30 protein-coding genes are annotated in these 25,830 nt (G+C 27.6%); all 30 read left to right on the top strand.

Going from position 1 to position 25,830, the window contains the following annotated elements; all coding sequences use genetic code 11:
- The first annotated feature begins 10 nt into the window (after window positions 1–10).
- The 30 genes from fabD to I2H23_RS06615 all read left to right on the top strand — a co-directional run bounded on the left by fabD (window position 11) and on the right by I2H23_RS06615 (window position 25,829).
- The gene (gene fabD / locus I2H23_RS06760) at window positions 11–967 is read left to right on the top strand and encodes an ACP S-malonyltransferase (RefSeq protein ID WP_166505856.1); all 957 of its coding nucleotides are present in this window, start codon (window positions 11–13) and stop codon (window positions 965–967) included.
- Entirely contained in the window at window positions 961–1,710 is a 750-nt protein-coding gene (fabG, locus tag I2H23_RS06755) for a 3-oxoacyl-[acyl-carrier-protein] reductase (protein ID WP_166505855.1), read from the top strand. Before fabD ends, fabG begins: the two co-directional genes overlap by 7 nt.
- A gap of 183 nt (window positions 1,711–1,893) precedes the next feature.
- Window positions 1,894–2,118: an acyl carrier protein gene (acpP, locus tag I2H23_RS06750; RefSeq protein WP_092924416.1), complete on the top strand. Its 225-nt coding sequence runs from the start codon at window positions 1,894–1,896 to the stop codon at window positions 2,116–2,118.
- A gap of 15 nt (window positions 2,119–2,133) precedes the next feature.
- Window positions 2,134–3,369, top strand: coding sequence for a beta-ketoacyl-ACP synthase II (fabF, locus tag I2H23_RS06745; protein ID WP_166505854.1), 1,236 nt, complete (start codon window positions 2,134–2,136; stop codon window positions 3,367–3,369).
- Window positions 3,370–3,584: 215 nt separating this feature from the next.
- Window positions 3,585–4,013: a hypothetical protein gene (locus tag I2H23_RS06740; protein WP_092924420.1), complete on the top strand. Its 429-nt coding sequence runs from the start codon at window positions 3,585–3,587 to the stop codon at window positions 4,011–4,013.
- A gap of 87 nt (window positions 4,014–4,100) precedes the next feature.
- A complete protein-coding gene (spoIIIAA, locus tag I2H23_RS06735; protein WP_092924422.1) occupies window positions 4,101–5,069 on the top strand; it encodes a stage III sporulation protein AA in 969 nt (322 codons plus the stop codon).
- A complete protein-coding gene (locus tag I2H23_RS06730; protein ID WP_166505852.1) occupies window positions 5,059–5,580 on the top strand; it encodes a stage III sporulation protein AB in 522 nt (173 codons plus the stop codon). Before spoIIIAA ends, I2H23_RS06730 begins: the two co-directional genes overlap by 11 nt.
- A 10-nt stretch (window positions 5,581–5,590) precedes the next feature.
- The gene (locus I2H23_RS06725) at window positions 5,591–5,788 is read left to right on the top strand and encodes a SpoIIIAC/SpoIIIAD family protein (protein ID WP_092924426.1); all 198 of its coding nucleotides are present in this window, start codon (window positions 5,591–5,593) and stop codon (window positions 5,786–5,788) included.
- A gap of 15 nt (window positions 5,789–5,803) precedes the next feature.
- Window positions 5,804–6,190, top strand: coding sequence for a stage III sporulation protein AD (gene spoIIIAD / locus I2H23_RS06720; RefSeq protein ID WP_166505851.1), 387 nt, complete (start codon window positions 5,804–5,806; stop codon window positions 6,188–6,190).
- 14 nt (window positions 6,191–6,204) lie between these two features.
- Window positions 6,205–7,392: a stage III sporulation protein AE gene (spoIIIAE, locus tag I2H23_RS06715; protein ID WP_166505850.1), complete on the top strand. Its 1,188-nt coding sequence runs from the start codon at window positions 6,205–6,207 to the stop codon at window positions 7,390–7,392.
- Window positions 7,393–7,402: 10 nt separating this feature from the next.
- Window positions 7,403–7,969, top strand: coding sequence for a stage III sporulation protein AF (locus I2H23_RS06710; protein WP_092924432.1), 567 nt, complete (start codon window positions 7,403–7,405; stop codon window positions 7,967–7,969).
- A 14-nt stretch (window positions 7,970–7,983) separates the two neighbouring features.
- Window positions 7,984–8,529: a stage III sporulation protein AG gene (locus I2H23_RS06705; RefSeq protein WP_195581356.1), complete on the top strand. Its 546-nt coding sequence runs from the start codon at window positions 7,984–7,986 to the stop codon at window positions 8,527–8,529.
- A 25-nt stretch (window positions 8,530–8,554) separates the two neighbouring features.
- On the top strand, window positions 8,555–9,205 hold the full coding sequence (locus tag I2H23_RS06700) for a SpoIIIAH-like family protein (protein WP_092924436.1): 651 nt from the start codon (window positions 8,555–8,557) through the stop codon (window positions 9,203–9,205).
- A gap of 142 nt (window positions 9,206–9,347) precedes the next feature.
- Window positions 9,348–9,710 (top strand): Asp23/Gls24 family envelope stress response protein, encoded by a 363-nt coding sequence (locus I2H23_RS06695; protein ID WP_092924438.1) that lies wholly within the window; start codon window positions 9,348–9,350, stop codon window positions 9,708–9,710.
- A 76-nt stretch (window positions 9,711–9,786) separates the two neighbouring features.
- Window positions 9,787–10,290 (top strand): transcription antitermination factor NusB, encoded by a 504-nt coding sequence (gene nusB, locus I2H23_RS06690; protein ID WP_092924440.1) that lies wholly within the window; start codon window positions 9,787–9,789, stop codon window positions 10,288–10,290.
- The gene (locus I2H23_RS06685) at window positions 10,271–11,248 is read left to right on the top strand and encodes a Kae1-like domain-containing protein (RefSeq protein ID WP_092924442.1); all 978 of its coding nucleotides are present in this window, start codon (window positions 10,271–10,273) and stop codon (window positions 11,246–11,248) included. The genes nusB and I2H23_RS06685 overlap by 20 nt, the downstream gene beginning before the upstream one ends.
- Complete coding sequence (xseA, locus tag I2H23_RS06680; protein WP_166505848.1) at window positions 11,220–12,425, top strand: exodeoxyribonuclease VII large subunit; 1,206 nt, start codon at window positions 11,220–11,222, stop codon at window positions 12,423–12,425. The genes I2H23_RS06685 and xseA overlap by 29 nt, the downstream gene beginning before the upstream one ends.
- Window positions 12,426–12,427: 2 nt before the next feature.
- A complete protein-coding gene (gene xseB / locus I2H23_RS06675; protein ID WP_166505847.1) occupies window positions 12,428–12,643 on the top strand; it encodes an exodeoxyribonuclease VII small subunit in 216 nt (71 codons plus the stop codon).
- Window positions 12,644–12,645: 2 nt separating this feature from the next.
- Window positions 12,646–13,533: a polyprenyl synthetase family protein gene (locus I2H23_RS06670; protein WP_166505846.1), complete on the top strand. Its 888-nt coding sequence runs from the start codon at window positions 12,646–12,648 to the stop codon at window positions 13,531–13,533.
- Window positions 13,534–13,542: 9 nt separating this feature from the next.
- Window positions 13,543–13,980 carry a divergent PAP2 family protein gene (locus tag I2H23_RS06665; protein WP_092924450.1) on the top strand — a complete coding sequence of 146 codons (438 nt, stop codon included), beginning with the start codon at window positions 13,543–13,545 and terminating at the stop codon, window positions 13,978–13,980.
- 273 nt (window positions 13,981–14,253) lie between these two features.
- On the top strand, window positions 14,254–16,122 hold the full coding sequence (gene dxs / locus I2H23_RS06660; protein WP_092924452.1) for a 1-deoxy-D-xylulose-5-phosphate synthase: 1,869 nt from the start codon (window positions 14,254–14,256) through the stop codon (window positions 16,120–16,122).
- A gap of 4 nt (window positions 16,123–16,126) precedes the next feature.
- On the top strand, window positions 16,127–16,939 hold the full coding sequence (locus I2H23_RS06655; RefSeq protein ID WP_092924454.1) for a TlyA family RNA methyltransferase: 813 nt from the start codon (window positions 16,127–16,129) through the stop codon (window positions 16,937–16,939).
- A gap of 38 nt (window positions 16,940–16,977) precedes the next feature.
- A complete protein-coding gene (recN, locus tag I2H23_RS06650; RefSeq protein WP_092924456.1) occupies window positions 16,978–18,660 on the top strand; it encodes a DNA repair protein RecN in 1,683 nt (560 codons plus the stop codon).
- Between the two features lie 70 nt (window positions 18,661–18,730).
- The gene (locus I2H23_RS06645; RefSeq protein WP_092924458.1) at window positions 18,731–19,750 is read left to right on the top strand and encodes a SpoIVB peptidase S55 domain-containing protein; all 1,020 of its coding nucleotides are present in this window, start codon (window positions 18,731–18,733) and stop codon (window positions 19,748–19,750) included.
- A 134-nt stretch (window positions 19,751–19,884) separates the two neighbouring features.
- Window positions 19,885–20,697, top strand: a complete 813-nt coding sequence (gene spo0A / locus I2H23_RS06640; protein WP_092924460.1) for a sporulation transcription factor Spo0A — start codon at window positions 19,885–19,887, stop codon at window positions 20,695–20,697.
- Window positions 20,698–20,837: 140 nt separating this feature from the next.
- On the top strand, window positions 20,838–22,151 hold the full coding sequence (locus I2H23_RS06635; RefSeq protein ID WP_195581355.1) for a CCA tRNA nucleotidyltransferase: 1,314 nt from the start codon (window positions 20,838–20,840) through the stop codon (window positions 22,149–22,151).
- A gap of 123 nt (window positions 22,152–22,274) precedes the next feature.
- Entirely contained in the window at window positions 22,275–23,396 is a 1,122-nt protein-coding gene (gene steA, locus I2H23_RS06630; protein WP_092924464.1) for a putative cytokinetic ring protein SteA, read from the top strand.
- A 16-nt stretch (window positions 23,397–23,412) separates the two neighbouring features.
- Window positions 23,413–24,288 (top strand): copper transporter, encoded by an 876-nt coding sequence (locus I2H23_RS06625; RefSeq protein WP_195581354.1) that lies wholly within the window; start codon window positions 23,413–23,415, stop codon window positions 24,286–24,288.
- A 16-nt stretch (window positions 24,289–24,304) separates the two neighbouring features.
- Entirely contained in the window at window positions 24,305–24,997 is a 693-nt protein-coding gene (locus I2H23_RS06620; protein WP_166505841.1) for a glycosyltransferase family 2 protein, read from the top strand.
- Between the two features lie 7 nt (window positions 24,998–25,004).
- Entirely contained in the window at window positions 25,005–25,829 is an 825-nt protein-coding gene (locus tag I2H23_RS06615) for a glycosyl transferase (RefSeq protein WP_195581353.1), read from the top strand.
- Window position 25,830: the final 1 nt, after the last annotated feature.

Here is a 25,830-nt window from a genome sequence, read left to right as displayed (position 1 = left end):
GAGGTGGCTTATGGGTAAAATAGCATTAGTATTTCCAGGACAAGGAAGTCAGTATGTAGGTATGGCAAAAGATATATATGAAAATGATAATATAGCTAAAGAAGTTATAGATAAAGCTTGTGAAGCTTTAGACATGGATTTAAAACGTATAATGTTTGAAGGTGATGGTGAAACATTAGCTAAAACAGAAAATACTCAGCCAGCAATAGTTACTCATAGTATAGCTCTTTTAAAGTCATTAAATGAAAAAATAGACTTAAAATATGATGCATGTTTAGGATTATCATTAGGAGAGTATAGTGCATTAGTAGCTACAGATGCTATTGATTTTGATGATGCTGTTTCTTTAGTTAAAAAAAGAGGATCATTTATGCAAGAAGCTGTCCCAGTAGGCAAAGGAGCTATGGCTGCAATACTAGGGTTAGATAGAAATAAGCTAAAAAGCATAATAGATAATATAGATGATGGAGTTGTTGAAGTAGCAAACTATAATTCTCCAGGTCAAATAGTTATATCAGGAGAAAATAATAAGATAGATGAAGCTATAAGATTACTAAAAGAAAATGGAGCCAAAAGAGCTGTTAAGTTAAATGTTAGTGGTCCATTTCATTCATCAATGCTAAAAGAAGCAGGAATAAAATTATCTAAAGAGCTAAATAAAGTAAACATAAGAAAACCTAAGGTAAGTGTAGTATCAAATGTTAATGCAAAATACTATGAAGATGAAGGAAAGGATTTACTTATATCACAAGTTAGTTCTTCTGTACTTTGGGAAGATTCAATAGAAAAATTAATAAATGAAGGTTATGACACATTTATAGAAATAGGCCCAGGAAAAACCTTAAAAGGATTTATAAAGAAGATATCTTCAAATATAGATAAAAATGTAAATATTTATAATATAGAGAATATGGATTCTTTAGAAGAATTTGTAGAGATCTATAAGAATGGAGAGATAGTATGTTAAATCTGAAAAATAAAATAGCAGTAATAACAGGTGGGTCTAGAGGTATAGGAAAAGAGATTGCTAAAAAGCTTGCATATAATGGAGCTAATATAGTTATAAACTATACATCAAAAGAAGAAGAAGCATTAAAAACAAAAGAAGAGATAGAAAATTTAGGTGTAAAATGTATAGTTATAAAATGTGATGTATCAAAGTCTGAAGAAGTTAATGAAATGATAAATAAAACTATAAAAGAATTTGGTAGAGTTGATATACTAGTAAACAATGCAGGCATAACTAAAGATAACTTACTTATGAAAATGAAGGAAGAAGATTTTGACAAGGTAATAGATATAAATTTAAAAGGTGTATTTAATTGTACTAAGGCAGTTACTAGACCTATGATGAAAAATAAATATGGAAAAATAATAAATATATCATCTGTAGTAGGTGTAATAGGAAATGTAGGTCAAGCGAATTACTGTGCATCTAAGGCAGGAGTTATAGGATTTACAAAATCAACAGCAAGAGAACTTGCATCAAGAAATATAAATATAAATGCAGTAGCACCAGGATTTATAGATACTGATATGACAAAAGTATTAAGTGATGATATAAAAAATAGCATGTTAAGCACTATACCTAAAAAAGAATTTGGGAAACCAGAAGATGTAGCTAATGCAGTAGTATTTTTGGCAAGTGATATGTCTAGTTATATAACTGGTCAGGTTATAAACGTAGACGGTGGAATGGTAATGCAATAATAAAAACTTATAAATTTTGTTAATAAATTAAAAACTTTGTTATAAATCATTTGAAAATAGATTTAAATTAGTAGATAAGAAGTTATATGGTTAGTGATATTAGCAAAGTAAACTTTATGTATGTATAGTTGCAAAATAAAAAGATTGAAAATTTTGAAAAGTAAAAATTAGGAGGAAATAAAAATGTTTGAAAAAGTTGTAGAAATAATAAGAGAGCAATTAAGCGTAGAAGATAAGGAAATAACAATGGAGACTTCATTAATGAAGGACTTAGAAGCTGACTCATTAGATGCAGTAGAAATAATAATGGCTTTAGAAGATGAATTTGGAGTGGAAATACCAGATACAGAAGCAGAAAACTTCAAATCTATAGGAGACATAGTTAAATTTATAGAAGCTAATAAATAGTGGAGGTATTTCTCTATGAAAAAGAGAGTTGTAATAACTGGTTTAGGATGTGTTACACCTATTGGAAATAATAAAGAAGACTTTTGGAAAAATATAAAAGCTGGTGTTTGCGGAATTGATACTGTAACTAGATTTGATGCTAGTACTTTCCAAACTCAAATAGCAGGAGAAGTAAAAGATTTTAATCCAGAGGAATATATAAATAAAAAAGAAATAAAAAGATTAGATAAATTTACTCAATATGCTATAGCTGCATCAAAAATGGCAGTAGAAGATGCAAAACTAAACTTAGATTCTATAAATAAAGATCGTATGGGTGTAATAATAGGAACAGGAATAGGTGGAGTTGAAACTATAGAACAACAACATAAAACTCTTTTAGAAAAAGGAAATAAAAGAGTAAGTCCATTTTTAGTTCCTATGATGATAGGAAATATGGCATCAGGTCAAGTATCTATATTTTTAGGTGCTAAGGGACCAAATACAAATGTATGTACAGCTTGTGCATCAGGAACACATTCAATAGGAGATGCTTTTAAGATAGTACAAAGAGGCGATGCAGATATTATGGTGGCAGGAGGAAGTGAAGCTCCTATAACTCCGCTTGCATTTGCAGGATTTTGTAATATGAAGGCTATGTCGACTAGAAATGATGATCCAAAAGCTGCATCAAGACCATTTGATAAAGATAGAGATGGATTTATAATGGGAGAAGGTTCAGGAGTTTTAATACTAGAAGAATTAGAACATGCTTTAAAAAGAAATGCTAATATATATGCTGAAATTGTAGGATATGGATTAACAGCAGATGCGTACCATATGACGACACCGGCTGAAAACGGTGAAGGAGCAGCTCGTTCTATGGAAATGGCTCTAAAGGACGGAGATGTTCCTATAGAAGAAGTTGACTATATAAATGCACATGGAACATCTACTTACTACAATGACAAGCTTGAAACGCAAGCTATAAAAACAGTATTTAGAGAAAATGCATATGACTTATGCGTGTCATCAACAAAATCTATGACAGGACATTTATTAGGAGCAGCAGGTGGGATAGAAGCTATAGTTTGTGCTATGAGTATAAAAGATAACTTTATACCACCTACAGTAAATGTTCAAAATGTAGATGAAGAACTTGACCTAGATTATGTATTAGATAAAGGAAGAAATAAAGAAGTCAGATATGCATTATCAAATTCACTAGGGTTTGGTGGGCATAATGCATCTATAGTATTAAAGAAATATTAGTAAAATAGACTTTCTACAAACGTAGAAAGTCTATTTTTAATTATAAGGATTATTTACTTTACTTGTTTTTTTTGTAAGATATAAAAGTAAGTACTCAAAATCTTAATGTATCATAAATTAAATTAGTATAGAAAATATTTTGTATCTAAAGTTTTATATAAAAATATAAGGGTATAATTAAAAAGCTAGAATAATTGATGGAGATGAGACTTAATATGGAAAATTTAACACCAAGATGTTATAAGAAAAATCTACTATTAATAGCAGGAATAGTATGGATTTTAGCAGGAGGTATGGTTTTAAAACTTGGACTTGATGTATTTTTAAGTTTAAGAAGCAAAGTTATAATATCAATAATAGTATCTATAGTGATATTTTATATATTCTTTAATTTTATATTTAAAAAATTAGTTAATAAACATAGAGATAGGATAGCTGATAAAGATAAAGAAAAACTATGTATATTTTCATTCTTTGACACTAAAAGCTATATAATAATGGCTGTTATGATGACATTAGGTATAACTATTAGAGAAAGTTCATTTGTAAAACCAATATACTGGTCGCCAGTATATATAGGTATAGGAAGTGCATTATTTTTAGCAGGTATTTTATTTATAGTACAATGGAAAAGATGGAAATAGATAAGGAGTCTTATGACTTCTTTTTTTGTTGTCATAAATTTTATGTTTATTTAATAGAATTTATATATACAAAGGAGGAGGATAGTTATGTATGAACTTAGCAATGAAGTTATAAATTCACTAGCCATTAACGTAAGGGACAAAATTAAAAATATAATAAAAGATGGCATAAGTATAGAGGAGATAAGGCTACGCTGTAATAAACCACTTATCATAAACTCAAATAATAAGGACTATTTTTATAACATAAACTTGAACAAGCTTGAAACTAGCTATAATGATTCATACATAGTAACTAAGGATGATATAGAGCAAAGTTTTCAAATGATATGCAAATATTCAATACATTCTTTTATTGATGATATAAAAAAAGGATTTATAACATTAAGGGGAGGTCATAGAGTAGGTATTGTTGGAAAGGCAATAGTTGAAGATGGACAAGTTAAAAATATAAAGCATGTATCATCTTTAAATATAAGAGTATCAAAGGAAGTTATAGGATGTTCTGATAAAATTTTAAACCATATCATAAAAGGAAGCAATTCAGTAAATAACACTCTAATAATATCTCCACCTCAGTGTGGGAAAACAACTCTAGTAAGAGATATAGTAAGAAATTTAAGTAATGGAAATAAAGATTATGGATTTAAAGGTATAAAGGTTGCTTTAATAGATGAACGTAATGAAATAGGAGGATCATATCTTGGAATACCTCAAATGGATGTAGGTATAAGAACTGACATAATAGAAACTTGTCCTAAAGACATAGGAATAATAATGTTACTTAGATCTATGTCACCTAATTTAATAGTAACAGACGAAATAGGTAGTAAAGATGAAATAGATGCCTTATATACGGCTTTAAATAGTGGTGTTAGCTTAATAACCACGGTACATGGTGATTCTATAGAAGATATAAAAAATAGAAAAGAGTTAAACAGATTATTAGATAAAGAATTATTTAAAAAAGTAATTATACTTTCTGCTAAAAAAGGTCCAGGAACAATTGATAAAATATATGATTTAGAAGAAAAGAGATGGTATTTTGCAAATTAAAATTGTAATAATAGGTATTTTAGTAGCTTGTAGCTACTTAATAGGTGAATATATAAGCAAAGCTTATACAAATAGGCATAAACAAGTAAATGATCTCATAAAAATATTAGAGATAATGAGAATGGACTTGCACTTTGGTATGTATACCTTAGAAGAAATATTTGAAAGACTTTCATTAAAGAAAGAATATTTTACACATAAGTTTTTTATGCAGTTAAAATATGGACTTACAAATAATACTGAAAAAATATTAGAAGATATTTTAAACGACAATATAAGTATTTTAAAAAAAGAAACCTATTTACAAGATAAGGAGGTTGATGAAGTTAAAAAACTTATATTAGCTTTAGGTAAAAGTGATATAGAATCTCAAACTAGAATGATTGATTTATGTATAGAAAATTTAAAAGGCATAACTAATGAAACTAAAGAAGATATAAATAAAAAAGGTGCAGTTTATAAAAAATTATCTACAATTATAGGATTGGCTATAGGAATAATTTTGATATAGGAGGATTAGTATGGATATTTCACTAATATTTAAGTTAGGTATAGGAGCACTTTTAATAACAATAATTAATACTATATTAGATGCTTCAGGCAGAAAAGACTGGCAAATATATGTCACTGTAGTAGGAGTAGTTATGGCATTTACAATTGTATTAAAAGAGGTAAGTGTTTTATTTGATACAATAAAGACGATGTTCATGCTTTACTAAGTAGGGGGTGACACTTTGGAAATTATAAAACTTATTGGAGTCGCTATACTGGCAATGACTATTTGTTTAATTATAAGGCCTAAAAGACCAGAGATGGCAAATTTCATAGCAATAATTGCAGGGGTAACGATACTTTTATCTGTAATATTTAAGCTAAACTTTATAATTGAAAGCATACAGAACTTAGCTCAAAAAGCTAATATACCATCTGTATATATAACTTTAATAATAAAATTAATAGGGATAGCCTATCTTATGGAATTTGCAATACAACTTTGTAATGATTGTGGAGAAAAAAGTATAGCCTCTAAATTAGAATTTGGAGGAAAAGTAATAGTTATGACTATGTCTTTTCCAATACTCTTATCTATTGTAGAGATGATAATAAATATTATCCCGTAGGAGAATGATTACATATGAAAAAAAGCTTTTTAGCATCTATACTTACGATATTTATGATTATGGCATCTTTTTCTATAAGTTTTTCAAATGAAAATGATAAAGATGAAAACTATAATGAAACAAAGAAAAGTATAGATAATTATATAGATAGTCAATTAGAAAAAATAAACATAGGAGAAATAGAAAATTTTATACAGGATTCGGTAGTAGTAGAAGAGGTTGATTTAAAAGTATTTATAAAAGAGCTTATAAGTGGAGAAAAGAAAATAACAGATTTGTTTAATAAAGAATCTATAAAATATATGTTATTTGATGAATTTAAAGCAAGTCTAAAAGTAGCATCACTAATATTAGTACTAGCACTATTATCATCTTTACTTAAAAGTTTACAAAACTCTTTTTCATCGGGAGCAATAAGTCAGATAATTACTTATATAATATTTATAACAATAGTATCTCTTACGCTAGTCGGATTTAAAGATATACTATCAATATGTAATGATACTATAGATTCCACCGTAAATTTAATGAAAGTAATAATGCCTATACTTATAACATTATTGGTGCTTATAGGATTTCCTATTACATCAACAGTTTTAAACCCAATATTTATAGGTGGAGTTGCATTCATAAATATAATTTTTAAACAATTTTTATTCGTATCAATTTCTGTAGCATTTGCAATTCTAGTCGTAAATAATTTATCTCAAAGTATAAAACTAAAAAAACTATCATCTTTTATAAGACAAATAAATTTAGTTTCTATAGGAGCAATGTTTACCATATATTTAGGACTTGTATCTATGCAAGGCTTATATGTAAAAAATATAGATAATTTTACAGTTAAAACAGCTAAATTTGCCTTAGGAAACTTTATTCCAGTGGTAGGTAATTTTGTATCTGATTCAGTTGATATACTGCTCTCATCATCGCAGCTTATAAAAGGTGTATTTGGAGGAATTGGCCTTGTATTAATAGTTGGAATTTGTTTGGTTCCAGTTATAAAAATATTATCTGTAGTATTGGTTTATAAAATATCTGCTATAGTAGTAGAGCCTATAGGAGAAGAGAAAATATCAAGTTTTTTAAATGAAATAGCCAACTTAATGGTAGTAATGTTGGCTTGCATAATCGCAATTGCAATAATGTTTTTTGTTACAGTAGCAATAATAACTTCAATAAGTGTAGTAGCTCAAGGATAAGAGGTGGGTTATGTTAGAAGGTATAAAACAGTGGATTATAACTATACTAATAGGTGCTTTTATAGTAAATGTAGTTAATATGATTTTACCATCGTCTAAAATAAAACCATATATAAATTTAGTATTAAATTTCATATTTGTGTTTATAGTTTTAACTCCAATTATAAATATATTTTCATCTAATATTAGATTGGAGGACACTATTTTAAAGTCTATGGCTAAATATAATAAAGAATATGTAGATAGTATGAATAGTTTGGCAAATGAAACAGGTAAGGATAGCTTAAGTAAAGGATATGAAGATGGACTTAAAGAAGTCTTAAAGCTAAAGCTAGATGAGTATGGATATGAATTAGAAGACGTAGATATAAATGGATCTGATATAGAAAATATAAAAGTTAAAGAAAAAAGTAGTAATAAAAGTGGAAAAGAGGACATACAATCTAAAGAAAAAGAAAAAATAAAACAAGCTTTTAATGAAAGCGATGAAAGTCAAAAAGGAATAGATGAAGATAAACTAAAAGAGGACTTAATAGAGATACTAGATGTATCTATAGAAACTATAGAAATTGATTAATAGGAGTTGTGGGAATGTTTAAAAACCTAAATGAAAAAGATAAAAAAAAGATATACACATTATTATCTTTAGTAGTAGTTTGTGCAATAGCTCTTATCGCAATGCCAAGTTTATCACCAAAAGATAATAAAGAAAAAGAAGTAGTTAAAAAAAATGAACCAGAAACTACTAGCTCTTCAAATCAAGAAAAAAATTTAGAAAGTAAACTAAAGGAAATACTATCAAAAATAGAAGGAGCTGGGGAAGTAGATATAATGATAACATTTGAGTCTAGTGAAGAAATTCAACCTGCATATAATTCAAACTCAACTACAGAAAAAACAGAAGAAAAAGATACTAAGGGAGGAGAAAGAACTATAACAACATCAAGTGATAATAAAACTATAATAACATCAGGTTCAAATGAACCAATAGTATTAAAAACTAATGAAGCAAGTATAAAAGGTGTAATAGTAGTATCAAGTGGGGCTAGTGACCCGACTGTTAAAGAAACACTTTATGATGCTGTACAAACTGCTCTTCAGGTAGCAGGGCATCAAGTAGAAGTATACACAAAGTAATAAATATTAAACTGGGGGGATAAAAATGAAGTTTGATTATAAGGGTAGAGGTTTTGTTGTAGTAAGTTTAGCAGCGATGTTAGTAGTAGTAGGAGCTGTGAATTATAAGTTAAGTGAAAAATCAGCTATAGAAACAGGTCAAGAGCTAAAAGCATATGAAGAAGCTCAAATAGAGAAAAACTCAGAAAAGAAATCTGAAAATAAAAAAGATAAAGAAGACGATGTAGAAGTCGTAGATAGTAAAAAAAGCGAAGTTAATGAAAAGGTAACTGAAACAAGTAAGGAGATAAAAAGTCAATTAACATCAGAAAAAAATATGAAAAAGTCTACATATATACTAGATATGAAAATGACTAGAGAAAAGCAAAGAAATGAATTAAGTGGACAATTAAACGAAATGATAAATAATCCATCTACTTCGGATAAAGCTAGAGAAGAAGCATCAAATATGAAGCTTAAATTAGTTAAAGACCAGGAAACTGAACTTAAAATAGAAAACTTATTAAGTACTAAAGGTTTTGAAAATGCACTAGTATATATAAGTGATGAAAGTGTAAATGTTGTAGTAAATGAGAAAAAATTTGAAAAGAAAGATGCAGCAAAAGTATTTGATTTAGTAGCAGAAGAAGCAAAAGTAGATTATGAAAATATAAAAATTATGAACAATGAAAATTAATATAAAACAAAAAATATACATATTAATATAAGGAAAACAATAACCTTAGAATTTAACTAAGGTTATTTCCTTGCAAAGTTTAATGGTATTTGGTATTATTATAGTTATAAAATAGTTCCTTATATAAGGGGGTAAGTTTATCATGGAAAATAATGATTTTGGACAAGTTAAAATATCTAATGATGTAATATCTACTATAGCAGGTCTTGCAGCATTAGAGATAGAAGGCGTTGAAACGAATACAACATTAACAGATAAATTATTTAAAAATAATGGTGTAAAAATACAAGTAGAAGAAGAGGAAGTTAGCTTAGATGTTATGGTTATGATAGAGTATGGTGTATCTATACCAGACATAGCTTTTAAAATTCAGGAAAATGTTAAAAACACTGTTGAGACAATGACAGGATTAAATGTTTCTCAAGTTAATATACATGTTCAAGGAATCAGCTTTAAGAAAGAAAAAGCTGAAAGAGAAGAAGCTAAGCAAGCTAAGAAAAGTTAATCAAACCCTCTGAAAATCAGAGGGTTTTTTATTGTGTAATATGTACATAATATCAATTAGAGGAGGATTAAGACTAATGAAGAATGATAAGGCGAGAAAAGTAACTACAAGAGAGTATATGATGAAATTAATATATCAAACTCAAATAACTAAAGAAGATATGGGTGATGTATTAGATAAATTTTTAAATGATCAATTAGAATACATAACAAATAGATATGAAGAGCTTAGATTACAATATTCAAATAACCCAGAGTTAAAATTAGAAAATTTAAAAGCTGATGATGTTATAGATAGAGAATATATGGCTCAAATGTGTAAATTATTAAGTGAAAAATCGGACGAAATAGATGCAATGATAAACAAATATGCTAAAAATTGGTCAGTTAATAGAATGGCAAAGGTAGACTTAGCAATATTAAGACTAGCTATATGTGAAATATTATTTGTAGAAGAGATACCAAATAAAGTTTCAATAAATGAAGCTATAGAAATGGCTAAATTATACTGTGATGACAAAACTCCTAAATTCATAAATGGAATATTAGGAAGTGTCGTTAGTGAAACAGAATCAAAATAATATAATAATCGGAATAGATACTAGCTGCTATACAACTTCTATAGCAGCTATATCTTTAGATAAAAAAGTAATATTTAATGAAAAAATATTACTTAAAGTAAAAAAAGATAGCAAGGGATTAAGGCAAAGTGAAGCTGTTTTTCAGCATATAAATAATTTAGGAGAAATAGACAGTAAAATAAAATCGATTATAAATAAATATAATATAGTTGGAATATGCGCATCTACAAAACCAAGACCAATTAAAAACTCTTATATGCCAGTATTTACTGTAGGATATAATTTTTCTAAGCTGTGTTCAACAATGATAGGTTGTGATTTATATGAAACTACTCATCAAGAAAATCATATAGAAGCAAGTCTTTTAGATAATAAATTAAATAAAGAAAAGTTCTTATCTGTTCATATGTCAGGAGGGACAACAGAAATACTGCTTTGCACTAAAAATAAAGAAAGCTATGACATAGAAATAGTAGGTGGAAGCAAGGATATAAGTTTTGGACAACTTATAGATAGAGTTGGAGTTAAGATGGGATATGATTTCCCTTGTGGTAAATATATAGATGAAAATGCACTAAATTGTGAGTCTGCAATAAAACAAGGTTTAAAAACTTCTGTAAAAGAAGGATATATGAATCTATCAGGTCTTGAAAATCAAATAGATAATATAATAGATAATTGTGGCAAAGAGTACATAAGTAAATTAGTTTTAGATGCAGTAGTTAGAAATATGATAAAATCAATAGAGCATATAAGTAAAGAATACAATATAAAAGATATAGTATTTGCTGGAGGGGTATCTGCTAGTAAGTATATATCAAAAGAGTTAACAAATAGATTAAGAAAATATAAGATAAATGCATATTTTACTAAACCGGAGTACGCAACAGACAATGCTGTTGGTTGTGCTTTAATAGGAGTGAAAAAATTTGAAAATAAGAGCCTTAACTATAAGTGAAGCTAATTCATATATAAAAAGAATATTAAGCAATGACCCTATCTTATACAATTTAAAAGTAAAAGGAGAAATATCAAATTTTAAAATACATAGTAGTGGAAACGTATACTTATCTTTAAAAGATGAAAATTCAAAAATAAATTGTGTTATATTTAAAAATAATTATAATAAAGACTTAGCACTAACTAATGGGACTAAGATTATAGCTAATGGATATATATCTGTGTATGAAAGAGATGGTTCTTATCAGTTGTATATAAATTCTATAGAAACAGAAGGTATAGGAAATTTATATATAGAGTTTAATAAATTAAAAGAAAAGTTAGAAAAAGAAGGATTATTTGACAATAAATATAAAAAGCCTATTCCAAAAATACCAAATTCTATAGGTGTAGTAACATCACAAACAGGTGCAGTTATAAGAGATATAGTAAACGTAGTAAAAAGAAGATACCCAAAAGTTAATATAAAGTTATATTCTGTTAATGTCCAAGGTGAAAGTTCAAAGTATGATATATGTGATGGGATAAAATTTTTTAATATGATGGATAACGTAGATACAATTATAGTTGGTAGAGGTGGAGGTTCTATAGAAGAACTATGGTCATTTAATGAAGAAATGGTAGCTAGGGCAGTCTTTGAGTCTAATATACCTATAATATCTGCGGTAGGGCATGAAACAGATTTTACTATATGTGATTTTGTAAGTGATATGAGAGCACCTACACCATCGGCAGCAGCAGAAATAGCAACACCATCATTAGAAGAATTAAATTTTAAACTAGATAACATATTAAATAGAATGAATAAATCATTAACTAGTAATATAAATATAAGCGAGCATAGACTAAATCATACTATGGATAAGATAAATAGTTATATTAAGTCCTATATAATAAGAGATAAAATTATACAATTAGATAGGATATATGATAAAATAACACTTGAAGCAGAAAAGAAATTAAACACAGAAAAAGATCGACTTTCAAAAACTGGAGCAATACTTCATAATATGAGCCCTTTATCAACATTAGATAGAGGGTATAGTATATTATCAAAACATGGAGTTACAGTAAACAGTATAAAAGAGATAGATTTTAAAGATAACTTAGATATAGTTTTAAAAGATGGAAGTATTGAGTGTACTGTTGAAAAAATAAAATCAAAAGAGGTATAGACATGAATCTAACGTATGAACAAGCCTATAAAAAATTAGAGGAAATTCTAGAAAAATTAGAATCTAAAAATGCTAGTTTAGATGAGTCATTAAGTTTGTATGAACAAGGTATAAGTCTTTACAAATATTGTAATAAGCTTTTAGATGATGCGACATTTAAAATAAGTAAATTTAATAAATTAGGTGTAGAAGAAGAATTTGATATTAGGGAGGAATAAACGTGGAATTTAAAGCAGTGCTAAAAGAAAAAGCAAGCTATATAGAAAAATTATTAAAGGAGTATATGCCAAAAGAAGAAGGATATCAAAAAACTATAATGGAGGCTATGAATTATAGTTTAAGTGCAGGTGGAAAAAGGTTAAGACCGATACTTACATTAGAAGCATGTAAATCAGTAGGTGGAGATTATAAGGATGCGATACCATTTGCTATGGCAATAGAAATGATACATACATATTCTTTAATACATGATGATTTACCAGCACTTGATAATGATGATTTAAGAAGAGGTAGAAAAACAAATCATATAGTATTTGGTGAAGATATGGCTATACTTGCAGGAGATGCCCTTTTAAATTATGCTTTTGAAGTTATGCTTTTAGGTTCTATGAACAAAGAAAATCCAAACAAATATTTAAATGCTATGTATGAGATAGCATCAGCTGCAGGAATAAATGGTATGATAGGTGGACAAGTAGTAGATGTTCAAAGTGAAAATAAGAAAATATCTAAAGAAAAATTAGATTATATACATAACAATAAGACTGCAGCTATAATGATAGGATGTATGAGAGCGGGAGCTATAATAGGAAATGCAAATGATAATGAATTAGAAAATATAACTAAATATTCAAAAAATATAGGACTAGCCTTTCAAATAGTTGACGATATATTAGATATAGTTGGAGATGAGTCTAAGTTAGGAAAAAAAGTAGGAAGTGATATAGACAATAATAAATCTACTTACCCATCCTTAATAGGACTAGAAGAGTCAAAAGAAGAAGCGAATAGATTAATAAAAGAAGCTAAAGAAGCATTAACACAAATATCAAATGATACAGAATTTTTAAGCAGTTTAGCTGATTATATAGTGGACAGAGAGTATTAAGGAGGAACGATGGATTTTTTTTCACAAATTTTTAGCAACAAAGTTTTAGGGATAAGTATATTTGCTTGTTTCTTAGCACAATTTATAAAAATATTTACAGGAAAAGATAAGAGAATAGAAATTTCTAGATTATTTACATCAGGAGGTATGCCAAGTTCTCATAGCTCATTTGTAACTAGCTTATCAACACTAGTTGGCATAGAAAGGGGATTTCAATCAACTGATTTTGCTATAGTATGTGTATTCTCTTTAATAATAATGTATGATGCAACTGGAGTAAGACGTTCTGTAGGAAAACAAGCGGCAATACTAAATCAAATTATAGATGATGTACAACATAGAAAACCAATAAAGCATGAAAGATTAAAAGAGCTAGTAGGTCATACTCCTAAAGAAGTATTGTTTGGGGCTATACTAGGTATATTAGTAGCATTATACTTCGTGTAAATTGAAAAAATATACAATGTATGATATAATTCGTATTTGACAAAAGTATTAAAATTATATGTCTATAAGTAAAATTATAGATAGTTAAATTTTATATAGATTAAGATACTTGAAATAGTAAATATTTTAATACGGTTATAAAATGAATATAACTTAGTCAATACTAAGGTATATTCATTTTTTAGATGTTAGAATTTTATAAATAAAATTTGTATAAAGTAAACTATAGACTATTAATTGTATTAATAGCTGATAAATAAAGGTGAGGATTATATGTATAAATATTTAGATAAAGTAAACTCTCCAAGTGATATAAAGTTGATGAACGTTGAACAAATGGATGAACTATCAAAGGATATAAGAAAATTTTTAGTTAAATCTGTTTCTCAAACAGGAGGGCATTTAGCTTCCAATCTAGGGGTTGTAGAGCTTACACTAGCATTGCATAAGGTATTTGAAAGTCCGAAAGATAAAATTGTATGGGATGTTGGGCATCAATCTTATGTACATAAGATGATAACTGGAAGAAAAGGAGAATTTAATACACTAAGACAATTAAATGGTTTAAGTGGATTTCCTAAAGAATGTGAAAGTCCACATGATATATTTGATACAGGTCATAGTAGCACATCAATTTCAGTGGCACATGGTATTGCATGTGCAAGAGATATAAAAGGTGAAGATAGTAATGTCATAGCTGTAATTGGAGATGGATCAATAACAGGTGGTATGGCACTAGAAGCATTAAATCATCTAGGACATACAAAAACAGATATGATAGTTATATTAAATGATAACGAAATGTCTATAGATAAAAATGTTGGTGGAATGTCTAGGTATTTATCTAGTATAGTTAGAAACTCAGCAGCTAATAAAGTAAAAAATGAAGTTGAAAAGATATTAAATATAGCTCCTGGAGGAGAGTTAATATCTAAAACAGCCAATAAATTTAAAGATAGTATAATAAGTACATTTATTCCTCAAGAATGCGAGTTATTTGAGTCTTTAGGAATAAAATATTATGGTCCTATAGATGGGCACAATATTAAAGAATTAATAGAAATTTTAGAAAAATGCAAACAAAAAAAAGGGCCAAAGCTTCTTCATGTTATAACTAAAAAAGGTAAAGGATATAGATTTGCAGAAAATGAACCACATAAATATCATGGAGTGTCAAAATTTGATATAAGAGAAGGTATAAAATCATCAGGTACAAAATCTATATCTTCATTAGTTGGAGAGAAATTAGTATCTATGGGAGAAAAAGATGATAGAGTATGTGCAATAACTGCAGCTATGCCATCGGGTACAGGATTAAATCTATTTGAAAAAGTATACCCAAATAGATACTATGATGTTGGTATAGCAGAACAACATGCAACTACATTTGCTGCAGGACTTGCAAAAAATGGATTAAAACCGTATTTTGCTGTATACTCATCATTTTTACAAAGGGCATATGATCAAGTAATACATGATGTATGTATAACTAAAAAACCTGTAACATTCCTTATAGATCGAGCTGGTATAGTAGGTAATGATGGCGAAACTCATCATGGTATGTTTGATTTAAGCTATTTAAATGCAATACCAAATATAACGGTTATGGCTCCTAAGGATTGCAAAGAGCTAGAGTTAATGATGGATTTATCTCTAGAATTAAAAGAGCCTGTAGCTATTAGATATCCAAGAGGGGGTAGTTATTACTTAGAAAGTGGTAAGTATGAACCTATAAAAGTAGGAAGTTATGAAGTATTGTCAAAAGGAGAAGACATACTGATACTAGCAATAGGAAATATGGTAAAACATGCTCTTAAAGCTAAAGAATTATTAGAAAAAGAAGGTATAAATCCAACAATAGTTAATGCAAGATTCTTAAAGCCTATTGATAAAAATCTTTTAGCAGATTTATTAAAAACTCATAAAAAGGTTATAACTATTGAAGATAATACAATAATAGGTGGATTTGGAAGTAGAATAAATAAATATATAACAGACAATAAAATTGATGTTAATATTATGAATTTAGGTCTTCCAGAAGCATTTGTACCTCATGGGAATGCAGATGAAATATATGATACAATAGGTCTATCTCCAGAGAAGATAGCAATGAGAGTAAAAGACTGTAAACTAGAAAGGTAATTTTATGAAAAAAAGAATAGATTTATTATTAGTAGAAAAAGGATACTTTGAAAGTAGAGAAAGAGCTAAAAAGGCAATAATGGCAGGTCTTGTATTTGTAAATAATCAAAGATGTGATAAAGCAGGTTCTGATGTTGATGAAGAAGCTAAGATAGAAGTAAAAGGAGATCCAATACCATATGTAAGTAGAGGTGGATTAAAGCTTGAAAAAGCCATGAATAACTTTGATTTAACATTAGAAGGAAAAGTGTGTATGGACATAGGTTCATCAACAGGAGGATTTACTGATTGTATGCTTCAAAATGGAGCATCAAAAGTATTTTCTATAGATGTTGGCTATGGACAACTTGCATGGAAATTAAGACAAGATGAGAGAGTAGTTTGCATGGAGAGAACTAATATAAGACATGTTACTATAGAACAAACTAAAGAGTTTGCAGATTTTGCATCTATAGACGTATCTTTTATATCTTTAAAGCTAGTACTACCAAAATGCAAGGAATTAATACGTCCAGATGGTCAAATCGTAGCTTTAATAAAGCCACAATTTGAAGCTGGTAGGGAAAAAGTTGGTAAAAAAGGTGTGGTTAGAGAAAAATCAACACATATTGAAGTTATAGAAATGATATCTAATTTTGCTGTTGAAAATGGATTTGAAATATTAGGATTAGATTACTCACCGATAAAAGGTCCTGAAGGAAATATAGAGTATTTAATACACTTAAGAAATGGTAATGAAGGATATGAGTTTAATAAAGAACAACATACTAATAAGATAATAGAAGTTGTTGAAAATTCTCATAATCTAAATAAGTAAAACATTTATATGATTTATTAAAAGAGGGGGATTTAGAATTGATCCTTGAGTTATATATGAAAAATTGTGCTCTTGTTGAGGAGCTTCGTTTAAATATTGATAAAAATTTGAACATACTTACAGGAGAAACAGGTTCAGGAAAATCTATAATAATAGATGCATTAGGACTTTGTTTAGGAGAGAAATATGATAGATCTTTTTTAAGGAAAGGAACTGAAAAAGGTGTAGTAGAAGCTATATTTCACTCTAAAAATAAAGATTTAATAAAAGTACTTAATGATAATGATCTTGAACTAGATGATAATGATTTACTAGTTATAACTAGAATAATATATAGTGATGGAAAAAGTGTTGCTAGGGTTAATGGAAGAACTGTTAAGATGAATGTTTTAAAGCAAATAGCATCTAAGCTTATAGATGTTCACGGTCAACATCAAACACAAGCATTATTCAATAAAGATACTCATCTAGAATTTTTAGATTTATTTGGAGAACATGAATTAGAAGAATTTAAAATTTCATATAAAGAAATATACGATGAGTATAGTGATGTAAAAAAAGCTTTAAATATATTAACTGAAAATAAAGATGATATGCAAATTCAAAGAGAGATAGATTTATTAAAGTTTCAAATAAATGAAATAGAATCTGCCAATCTTAGCAAGGACGAATATGAAGACTTACTAAAACAAAGGGACGTCTATAGAAATGGTGAAAAAATCTTTAAAAATTTAAATATAAGTTATCAAAATTTATATGAAGGTCAGGTTAATGCAGTAGATTTAATAGGTAATGCAGTAAAAGAACTATCATCAATATGTGAATATGACAAAAGTTTAAGTGATTATAATAATGAGATAGAAAGAATAATGTATGAGCTTCAAGATATATCAAGAGAGATAAGAAATTATAAAGAAAATATAAATTTTGAACCATATGAGTTAGAACAAATAGAACTTAGAGTTGATGAAATAAATAACCTAAGGAGAAAATATGGAGAAACTATAGAAGAAATATTTGATTATCATCAAAATATAAAGAATAGATTAGATGAAATATTAAATAGAGATGAAAGAGTAGAAGAGCTTAAACTTAAATTAAATAAGCTTGAAAGTAAACTTAAAGAAAGAGCTGAGGCCTTAACTTCCCAAAGAAAGATAGTAGCTAAACAGTTAGAGAAAGTCCTATTAGAAGAGTTAAAAAGCTTGAATATGAAAAATGTTGCATTTAAAGTAAATTTTGAACAAGGAATATTCACACCTAGAGGAATGGATGATATAGAGTTTATGATATCATTTAACTTAGGTGAAGATATTAAACCTATATATAAAGTAGCTTCAGGTGGAGAAATGTCTAGATTTATGCTAGCATTTAAGACCATACTTGCGGATATAGACCAAATTGATACATTAGTATTTGATGAAATAGATACAGGTATAAGTGGAATAGCAGCACAAATAGTAGGAGAGAAACTTAGTAATATAGGAAAGAAAAAGCAAATTATTTGTATAACTCATTTACCACAGATTGCTGCTAATGCAGATACTCATTATTGTATAGAGAAGAGTACAGATAATGAAAGAACATTTACTACTATTAGAAAGTTAGACAAAGACCAAAAAAGAGATGAAATAGCTAGACTTATAGCTGGAAGTAATATAACAGAAAAAACTATTGAACACGCAAGTGAAATAATAGAACTAGCAAAAAGAAGCCTTTAGGGCTTCTTTTTTGTATAAAAAAATCCAAAATAGGAACTATAAGTATATATATAAAAGAGGAGATATACTTATGAAAATTAAAAGAAATTCAGTATTTTTAACATTAACAATTATGGTAGCTATACTTTTAATATCTATAACTTATGATGGTATAAAAAATTACTATATAGAGGCTGTAAATAAGAGTAATAAGTATGTTTATCCATGCGGTAATCTAATTGGAATAAAAGCTAAAACAGATGGAGCATTAGTAATAGGTTATGAAGATGAATCATTAGAGTATATAGGAGGGATAAAAAAAGGGGATAACATAATAAAAATAAATGAAAAAAAAATCGAAAATGCTTATGATATATACGAATATATAAAAGATATTAAAGAAGATTTTGTATATTTAACAGTTGAGAGAGATAGTAAAGAACTAGTTATAAAGATAAAATTAAAAGTAGAAGACGAAGAAAAAAGGTTAGGCTTATGGGTTAGAGATAAAGTTTCGGGAGTTGGAACTATGACGTTTTATGATCCAGACAATGAAGAATTTAAAGCAATAGGACATCCTATAAAAGATTTTGATACAAGTAAAATATTAAAAATAAAAGAAGGTAGTGTATATTATCCAACAGAAGTAAATCTAGAAAAATCAACAGAGAGTGTTATTGGTAATTTTGATTGTAATTTGGATGAATACAACTTAATAGGAACATTTAGTAATAATGATAATGAAGGTATAGAGGGAAATATAATAAACAACATAAAACACAAATTACCTCTTATAAAAGTGGGAAACAAGAATGAAATAAAAAGGGGTAAAGCAAGTATTTTACTTGAAAATGAGGAAGGATATGTATATCCATATGACATAAATATAGAAAATATATATGAAAATAAAGGAGATAAAAATATAGTTATAGAAATTATTGATGAGAAATTAGTAAATTATACAGGCGGTATAGTACAAGGCATGAGTGGTGCCCCTATTATACAAAATAATAAGCTAGTTGGGGCATTAACACATGTTTTTGAAGATAATGCCAAAAAAGGATATGGTATTTTTATAGATGAGATGATAGAATTAGATAAGAGAAATTAAAATTTAATATATTTTTCAATAGATTTCAAATATATTGAAGGAATATAATTTTACTATGTCGAATATGCTTAAGTATAAAGGGTTTTAATTTTTATATAAAAGAGAAGATGTTTTATTAATGGGGGGAAGTTTAAGTGAGCGATAAAATAAAAATAGTTTTAGCAGATGATAACAAGGATTTTTGTCAGGTACTTAAGGAGTACTTATCTAATGAAAGTGATATAGAAATATTAGGAATCGCAAAAGATGGTATAGAAGCACTAGATTTAGTAAAAAGGTTACAACCAGATTTATTAGTGCTAGATGTTATAATGCCACATTTAGATGGATTAGGTGTTATAGAGAAGTTAAATTCTATGGATATACCTAAAATGCCAAAAATAATAGTTCTATCAGCTGTAGGACAAGACAAAATAACACAAAGTGCAATAAATTTAGGAGCAGACTATTATATAGTTAAACCTTTTGATTTTGTAATATTTATAAATAGAATAAGAGAATTAGTTTCAAACAGACCTGCACATGCAGACATAAAGCCTAGGGCTCATGCTGATATACAAATGACAAGAAGTGACTTTGTCAAAAATGTAGGTAATATAGAAACAGAAATAACTAATATAATACATGAAATTGGTGTTCCAGCTCATATAAAGGGATATCTTTATTTAAGAGAAGCTATAAAGATGGTAATAGATAACGTAGAATTACTAGGAGCTGTAACTAAGGAATTATACCCAAGTATAGCTAAGAAATTTAATACTACTCCAAGTAGAGTTGAAAGAGCTATAAGACATGCTATAGAGGTAGCATGGAGTAGAGGTAAAGTTGATACAATAAATCAACTATTTGGTTATACAGTGCATAATACAAAAGGAAAACCAACAAATTCTGAATTTATAGCTATGATAGCAGATAAATTAAGATTAGAGCATAGTATGGTTAAATAAATATAGCATTATAAAAGCCTTCTTAATATTAAGAAGGCTTTTATAATGCTATATTCAAAGTGTAAACAAGTGAGTATAAAGTATTATATATTTTAAAATTTGGTTATCTTATAAATATATATAAATTAAGGAGATATGTGATGTATATAAATTTACCGAAATCAGTAAAATTTATAATAGAAAAAATAAAAGAACATGGTGAAGAAGCTTATATAGTAGGAGGATGTGTCAGAGATAGTATATTAGGTATTTTACCAAATGACTATGATATAACAACTAGTGCAAAACCTAATAAAATAATAGATATATTTAAAGGCTATAAAATAATAGAAAATGGAATAAAGCATGGAACAGTAGGTATTTTAATAGAAGATGAGGTTTATGAGATAACAACATATAGAGTTGAAGGTGAGTATGAAGATAATAGAAGGCCTAAAAATGTAGAATTTACATCAAAGTTAGTAGATGATTTAAAGAGAAGAGATTTTACAATAAATGCTATGGCTTATAATGAAGAAGATAAACTAATCGATTATTTTGATGGAGTTAAAGATTTACATGATAAAAAAATAAGAACAGTAGGTAATCCTGATGAAAGATTTATTGAAGATGGACTTAGGATAATAAGAGCTATAAGATTTAGCAGTAAACTAGGATTTGATATAGAAAAAGAAACATTTGAAAGTATAAAAAGAAATTCTAGTATATTAAAAAATATTAGCAGAGAAAGAGTAAGTGATGAAATAAAAAAAATCATACTTAGTGAAAACCCTCAAAAACTAGGATTATTATATAGTTTGAATATATTTAAGGAGTTAGAGATATACTCTCATGTAGAGAATTATGAAGATTTTTGTACAAAGTTAACAATATTAAAAGAGTGTAATATTAGTTTAGAGCAAAGACTATTGATGATAGAATTTTTAATTTTAGAAAATAACACAAAAAGACTAAATAAGACAAAGGAAAAAATAGAGTTTTACAATAAAAATATAAGAAAAAATAATATTGTAAGCAAACTGAAATATCCAAATAATGTAACAAAATACATAAATAATATGATTGACTATATGCTAATAGATAATATAGATTTAGATAAAATTGATATTAAAAAAATTCTAAATAAAATAGGAATTGATAATTTAAAAGATATTTTAAAATTGAAGGAAATATATTACAAAAAAGTAGGTGATTGTGAAGAGATTGAAGAATTAAGTATAAGAAAACATTCAATAGATAAATATACAGAATTTATAGAAGAAATAGCTAAAAATAATGAATGCTATAAAATAAATGATTTAGATATAAACGGGAACGATTTAAGGTTGATGGGGTATAGTGGAAAATCAATAGGAGAACAGTTAAATCTCCTTTTAGAAATAGTAATATGTAACCCTGAAAAAAACAGCAAAAGTGAGTTGATGAATTTATCAAGGTTAAATAAGATTGATTAAAATATACAAATATATTTAAAAAATCCTTATATAAAATTATAAACTGACTTTAAACATTTATTTTGTCGTTAAATAATGCTATAATGTAATGTGATTTTAAAAATGATATCGGAGGTTTAATTTATGAGAGTCGAAGGCCCTATTAAAGTAGATAGAAAAACAAAGAGGCTTGCAAAGAGACTTACGGGTGGAGAAATAGCTGTTATAAATCATATAGATATAGATGAAGTTGCAGCGAATTCTTTAGTAGAAGGTAAAGTAAAGCTAGTTATTAATGCATCACCTTCTATAAGTGGAAGATATCCTAATAAAGGACCTGGAATACTAACTGAAAAAAATATTCTTATAGTTGATAATATAGGTGAAGAATTATTTAATGAGTTGTCTGAAGGTCAAAATATTGAAATTATAGATGGTAAAATTTATAGAGACAATAAATTTTTAGGACAAGGTGAAGTATTAGGCAAAGAAGAAGTAGCAGTCAAATTAAAAAAAGCATACGAAAACTTAGCAGTTGAACTAGATAGGTTCATAGATAATACTATTGATTATGCAAAGAAAGAAAAAGGATTCATATTAGGAGAAGTCGAAATACCTAAAGTTAAAACTAATTACGCTAATAGGCATGTACTAATAGTTGTAAGAGGACAAGATTATAAGCAAGATTTAAGCACAATATTATCATACATAGAAGAAGTGAAGCCAATATTAGTTGGTGTTGATGGAGGAGCGGATGCGTTACTAGAGTTTGGTTATACTCCAGATGTTATAGTTGGAGATATGGATAGTGTTAGTGATGAAGCTCTTAAAAAAGCAGGTGAGATAATCGTACATGCTTATACAGATGGAAGGGCACCAGGTCTTAAAAGAGTTCAAGATTTAGGGCTAGATGCTATAGTATTTCCAGCACCTGGAACTAGTGAGGATATAGCTATGTTAATAGCTTACGAGTACAAAGCAGAGCTTATAGTGGCTCTTGGAACTCATTCTAATATGATAGATTTTCTAGAAAAAGGAAGAAAGGGTATGGCAAGTACTTTCTTAGTAAGATTAAAAATAGGATCAAAGCTTATAGATGCGAAAGGAGTTAACCTACTATATAGAAGTAAGTTAAAGATGAAGTATATATGGGCATTAATAGCTACTGCCTTATTCCCAATACTTATACTAGCCTCTTTCTCTCCAAGTGTTCAGCAGTTTATACATCTAATGCAGCTAAAATTAAAGCTATTACTACAAATGTAGATTTAGGAGGAAAAAAATGCATATAAACATGAAATATTATATAGTTACCATAGGAGCTATTTTTATAGCTTTAGGAATTGGTATGTTAGTAGGATTTAATCTAAATTATGATCAAGAACTTAGTAAACAACAAGCAAGTATGATCAAAGATTTAGATAGTAAGTTTGAAGTACTAAAAACAACAAATGATAACTTAGAAGAAAATTTAACTAATTTAAATAAAGATTATGATGAAGCAATAGCCATAATAAATCAAAATTCAGATAAGATAATAAAAGATAGTCTTGTAAATAAAAATATAGGAATAATATCTACAAATGAAAAAAATGATTATAGTAAAGAAACTGCAAGTATAATACAAAATGCTGGAGGAAATGTAGCATTTGATATAGTACTTACTAGCAATATAGAAAATAAAGATGCTTTAAAGAAAGCATCAGAAGAACTTTCAATTGAACTAAACAATGCAAAAGATGTTATAAATTATATAGCAGAATCTTTAAAAGAAGAAGGTAGTATATCTAAGTTAGAAAATCTTCAACGTTTAGAGTTAATTAAAGTAGAATCTATAGCAGAAAATTATATAGATTATGATTCTGTAGTTTTAACAGGTGGAAGTGAAGATAAAGCTCAAAAAGAAAACTTTGATAAGATAGATGAAGCTTTAATAACTAAATTAAAAGAACAAAATAAATATATAGTAGGAGTTCAAAAAAGTAATACTAAAAATTCTTATATAGACTTATATTCTAAAAACAAAATAGCAACTATAGATAATATTGAAGAAGGAATAGGTAAAGTTTCTTTAACTATATTATTAAATGAAAAAGGAGCTACAGGGGATTTTGGTAGATTAGAAAGTGCAAAACAATTATTCCCTTATAAGAAATAAGAAAAGGAGAAAAAATATGAGTTCTTACATAAGTATAATAATACCAGCTTACAATGAAGCAGATAAGATCAAGGACACATTAGAAAGCATTACTGATATAAATGAAATAGATGAAATTGTAGTTGTAGATGATGGTTCTAGCGATAATACTACAGAAATAGCATCTAGTGTTAAAAATGACAAAATAAAAGTGTTTAAATTAGATAAAAATAGAGGTAAAGGATACGCATTAAACTATGGGTTAAAAATAGCTATGGAAAATGCAGATATAATAGGATTTTTAGATGGAGATTTAGGAAGTTCAGCTAGTGAAGTTAAAAAACTTATCATGCCTATATTAAACAACGAAGCCGATGTTATTATAGCAAAATTCCCTCCTGCAAAGAAAAAGGGAGGGCTAGGATTTGTAAAAAGATTAGCTAAAGAATCTGTATTTGAGATGACAGGTGTAGAACTAGACTCTACTTTATCAGGACAAAGGATATTTAAAAAAGAAGTATTAGAAAAATTTGAAGAGATTCCATATGGTTATGGTGTAGAAGTAGGTATGACTATAGACATATTAAAATACGGTTACACAATCAAAGAAGTATTAGTAAATATGACTCATAGTGAAACAGGAAGAGATTTAAAAGGTTTTATTCATAGGGGAAAACAATACTACCATATAAAGAAAGTTTTAAAAGCAAAAAATAAAGAATGGAGGTAGTATATAGGTGAAATATTATATACTTTATACTGTTTTATTTATAACAGGATTGCTTGGAACCTATGTTGTTATCCCTTTATTTAAAAATTTATTAATAGATAGTAATGTATTAAGACCAAATTATAAAAAAGATATGATACCAGTTAGTATGGGTATAGTATTTTTACCTATGATAATAATAAATGGTATTATTATAGGATTTGTAACTAATGATGTTAATAAGCTACTATATTTATTTATGTTCATATTTGGAATAATAGCAATGTTCTTTGCAGGAATATTAGACGATATAATAGGAAATAGAGATGTTAGTGGGCTTAAAGGACATTTTAAGAGTTTGTTTAAAGGAAAGCTTACAACAGGTGGATTTAAGGCATTATTTGGAGGATTTATAGGTATATTAATATCTATAGCAATATCTAAAGATATATTAGATATAATTGTAAATACTCTTATAATAGCACTTTCTACAAATCTTATGAACTTATTAGATTTAAGGCCTGGAAGAGCTATAAAGGTATATTTAATAATAGGGTTAGTTTTACTTTTAACATTAGCAGGATTTGAAAAAAGTCTACTTCTTTTACTGCTTCCAAATGTATTAGCATATTTTAATTACGACTTAAAAGCTAAAGCTATGATGGGAGACACAGGATCAAATGTTTTAGGTATATCTATAGGAATACTTATATGTATGGGGTATTCATTTAATATTAGATTAGCTTGGTTAGTATTTTTAATATTTATACATATACTTACAGAGAAGTATTCTTTAACTAAGATAATAGAGAAAAATAAGTTCTTAAATTTCATAGATAAATTAGGAAGGTAAA

The organism is Romboutsia sp. BSD2780061687b_171204_C1 (assembly GCF_015560225.1).
GTDB classification, from domain to species: Bacteria; Bacillota; Clostridia; order Peptostreptococcales; family Peptostreptococcaceae; genus Romboutsia_C; species Romboutsia_C hominis.
Note: the sequence above shows the minus strand (reverse complement) of the source record. Positions and strands in the feature narration are given on the sequence as shown.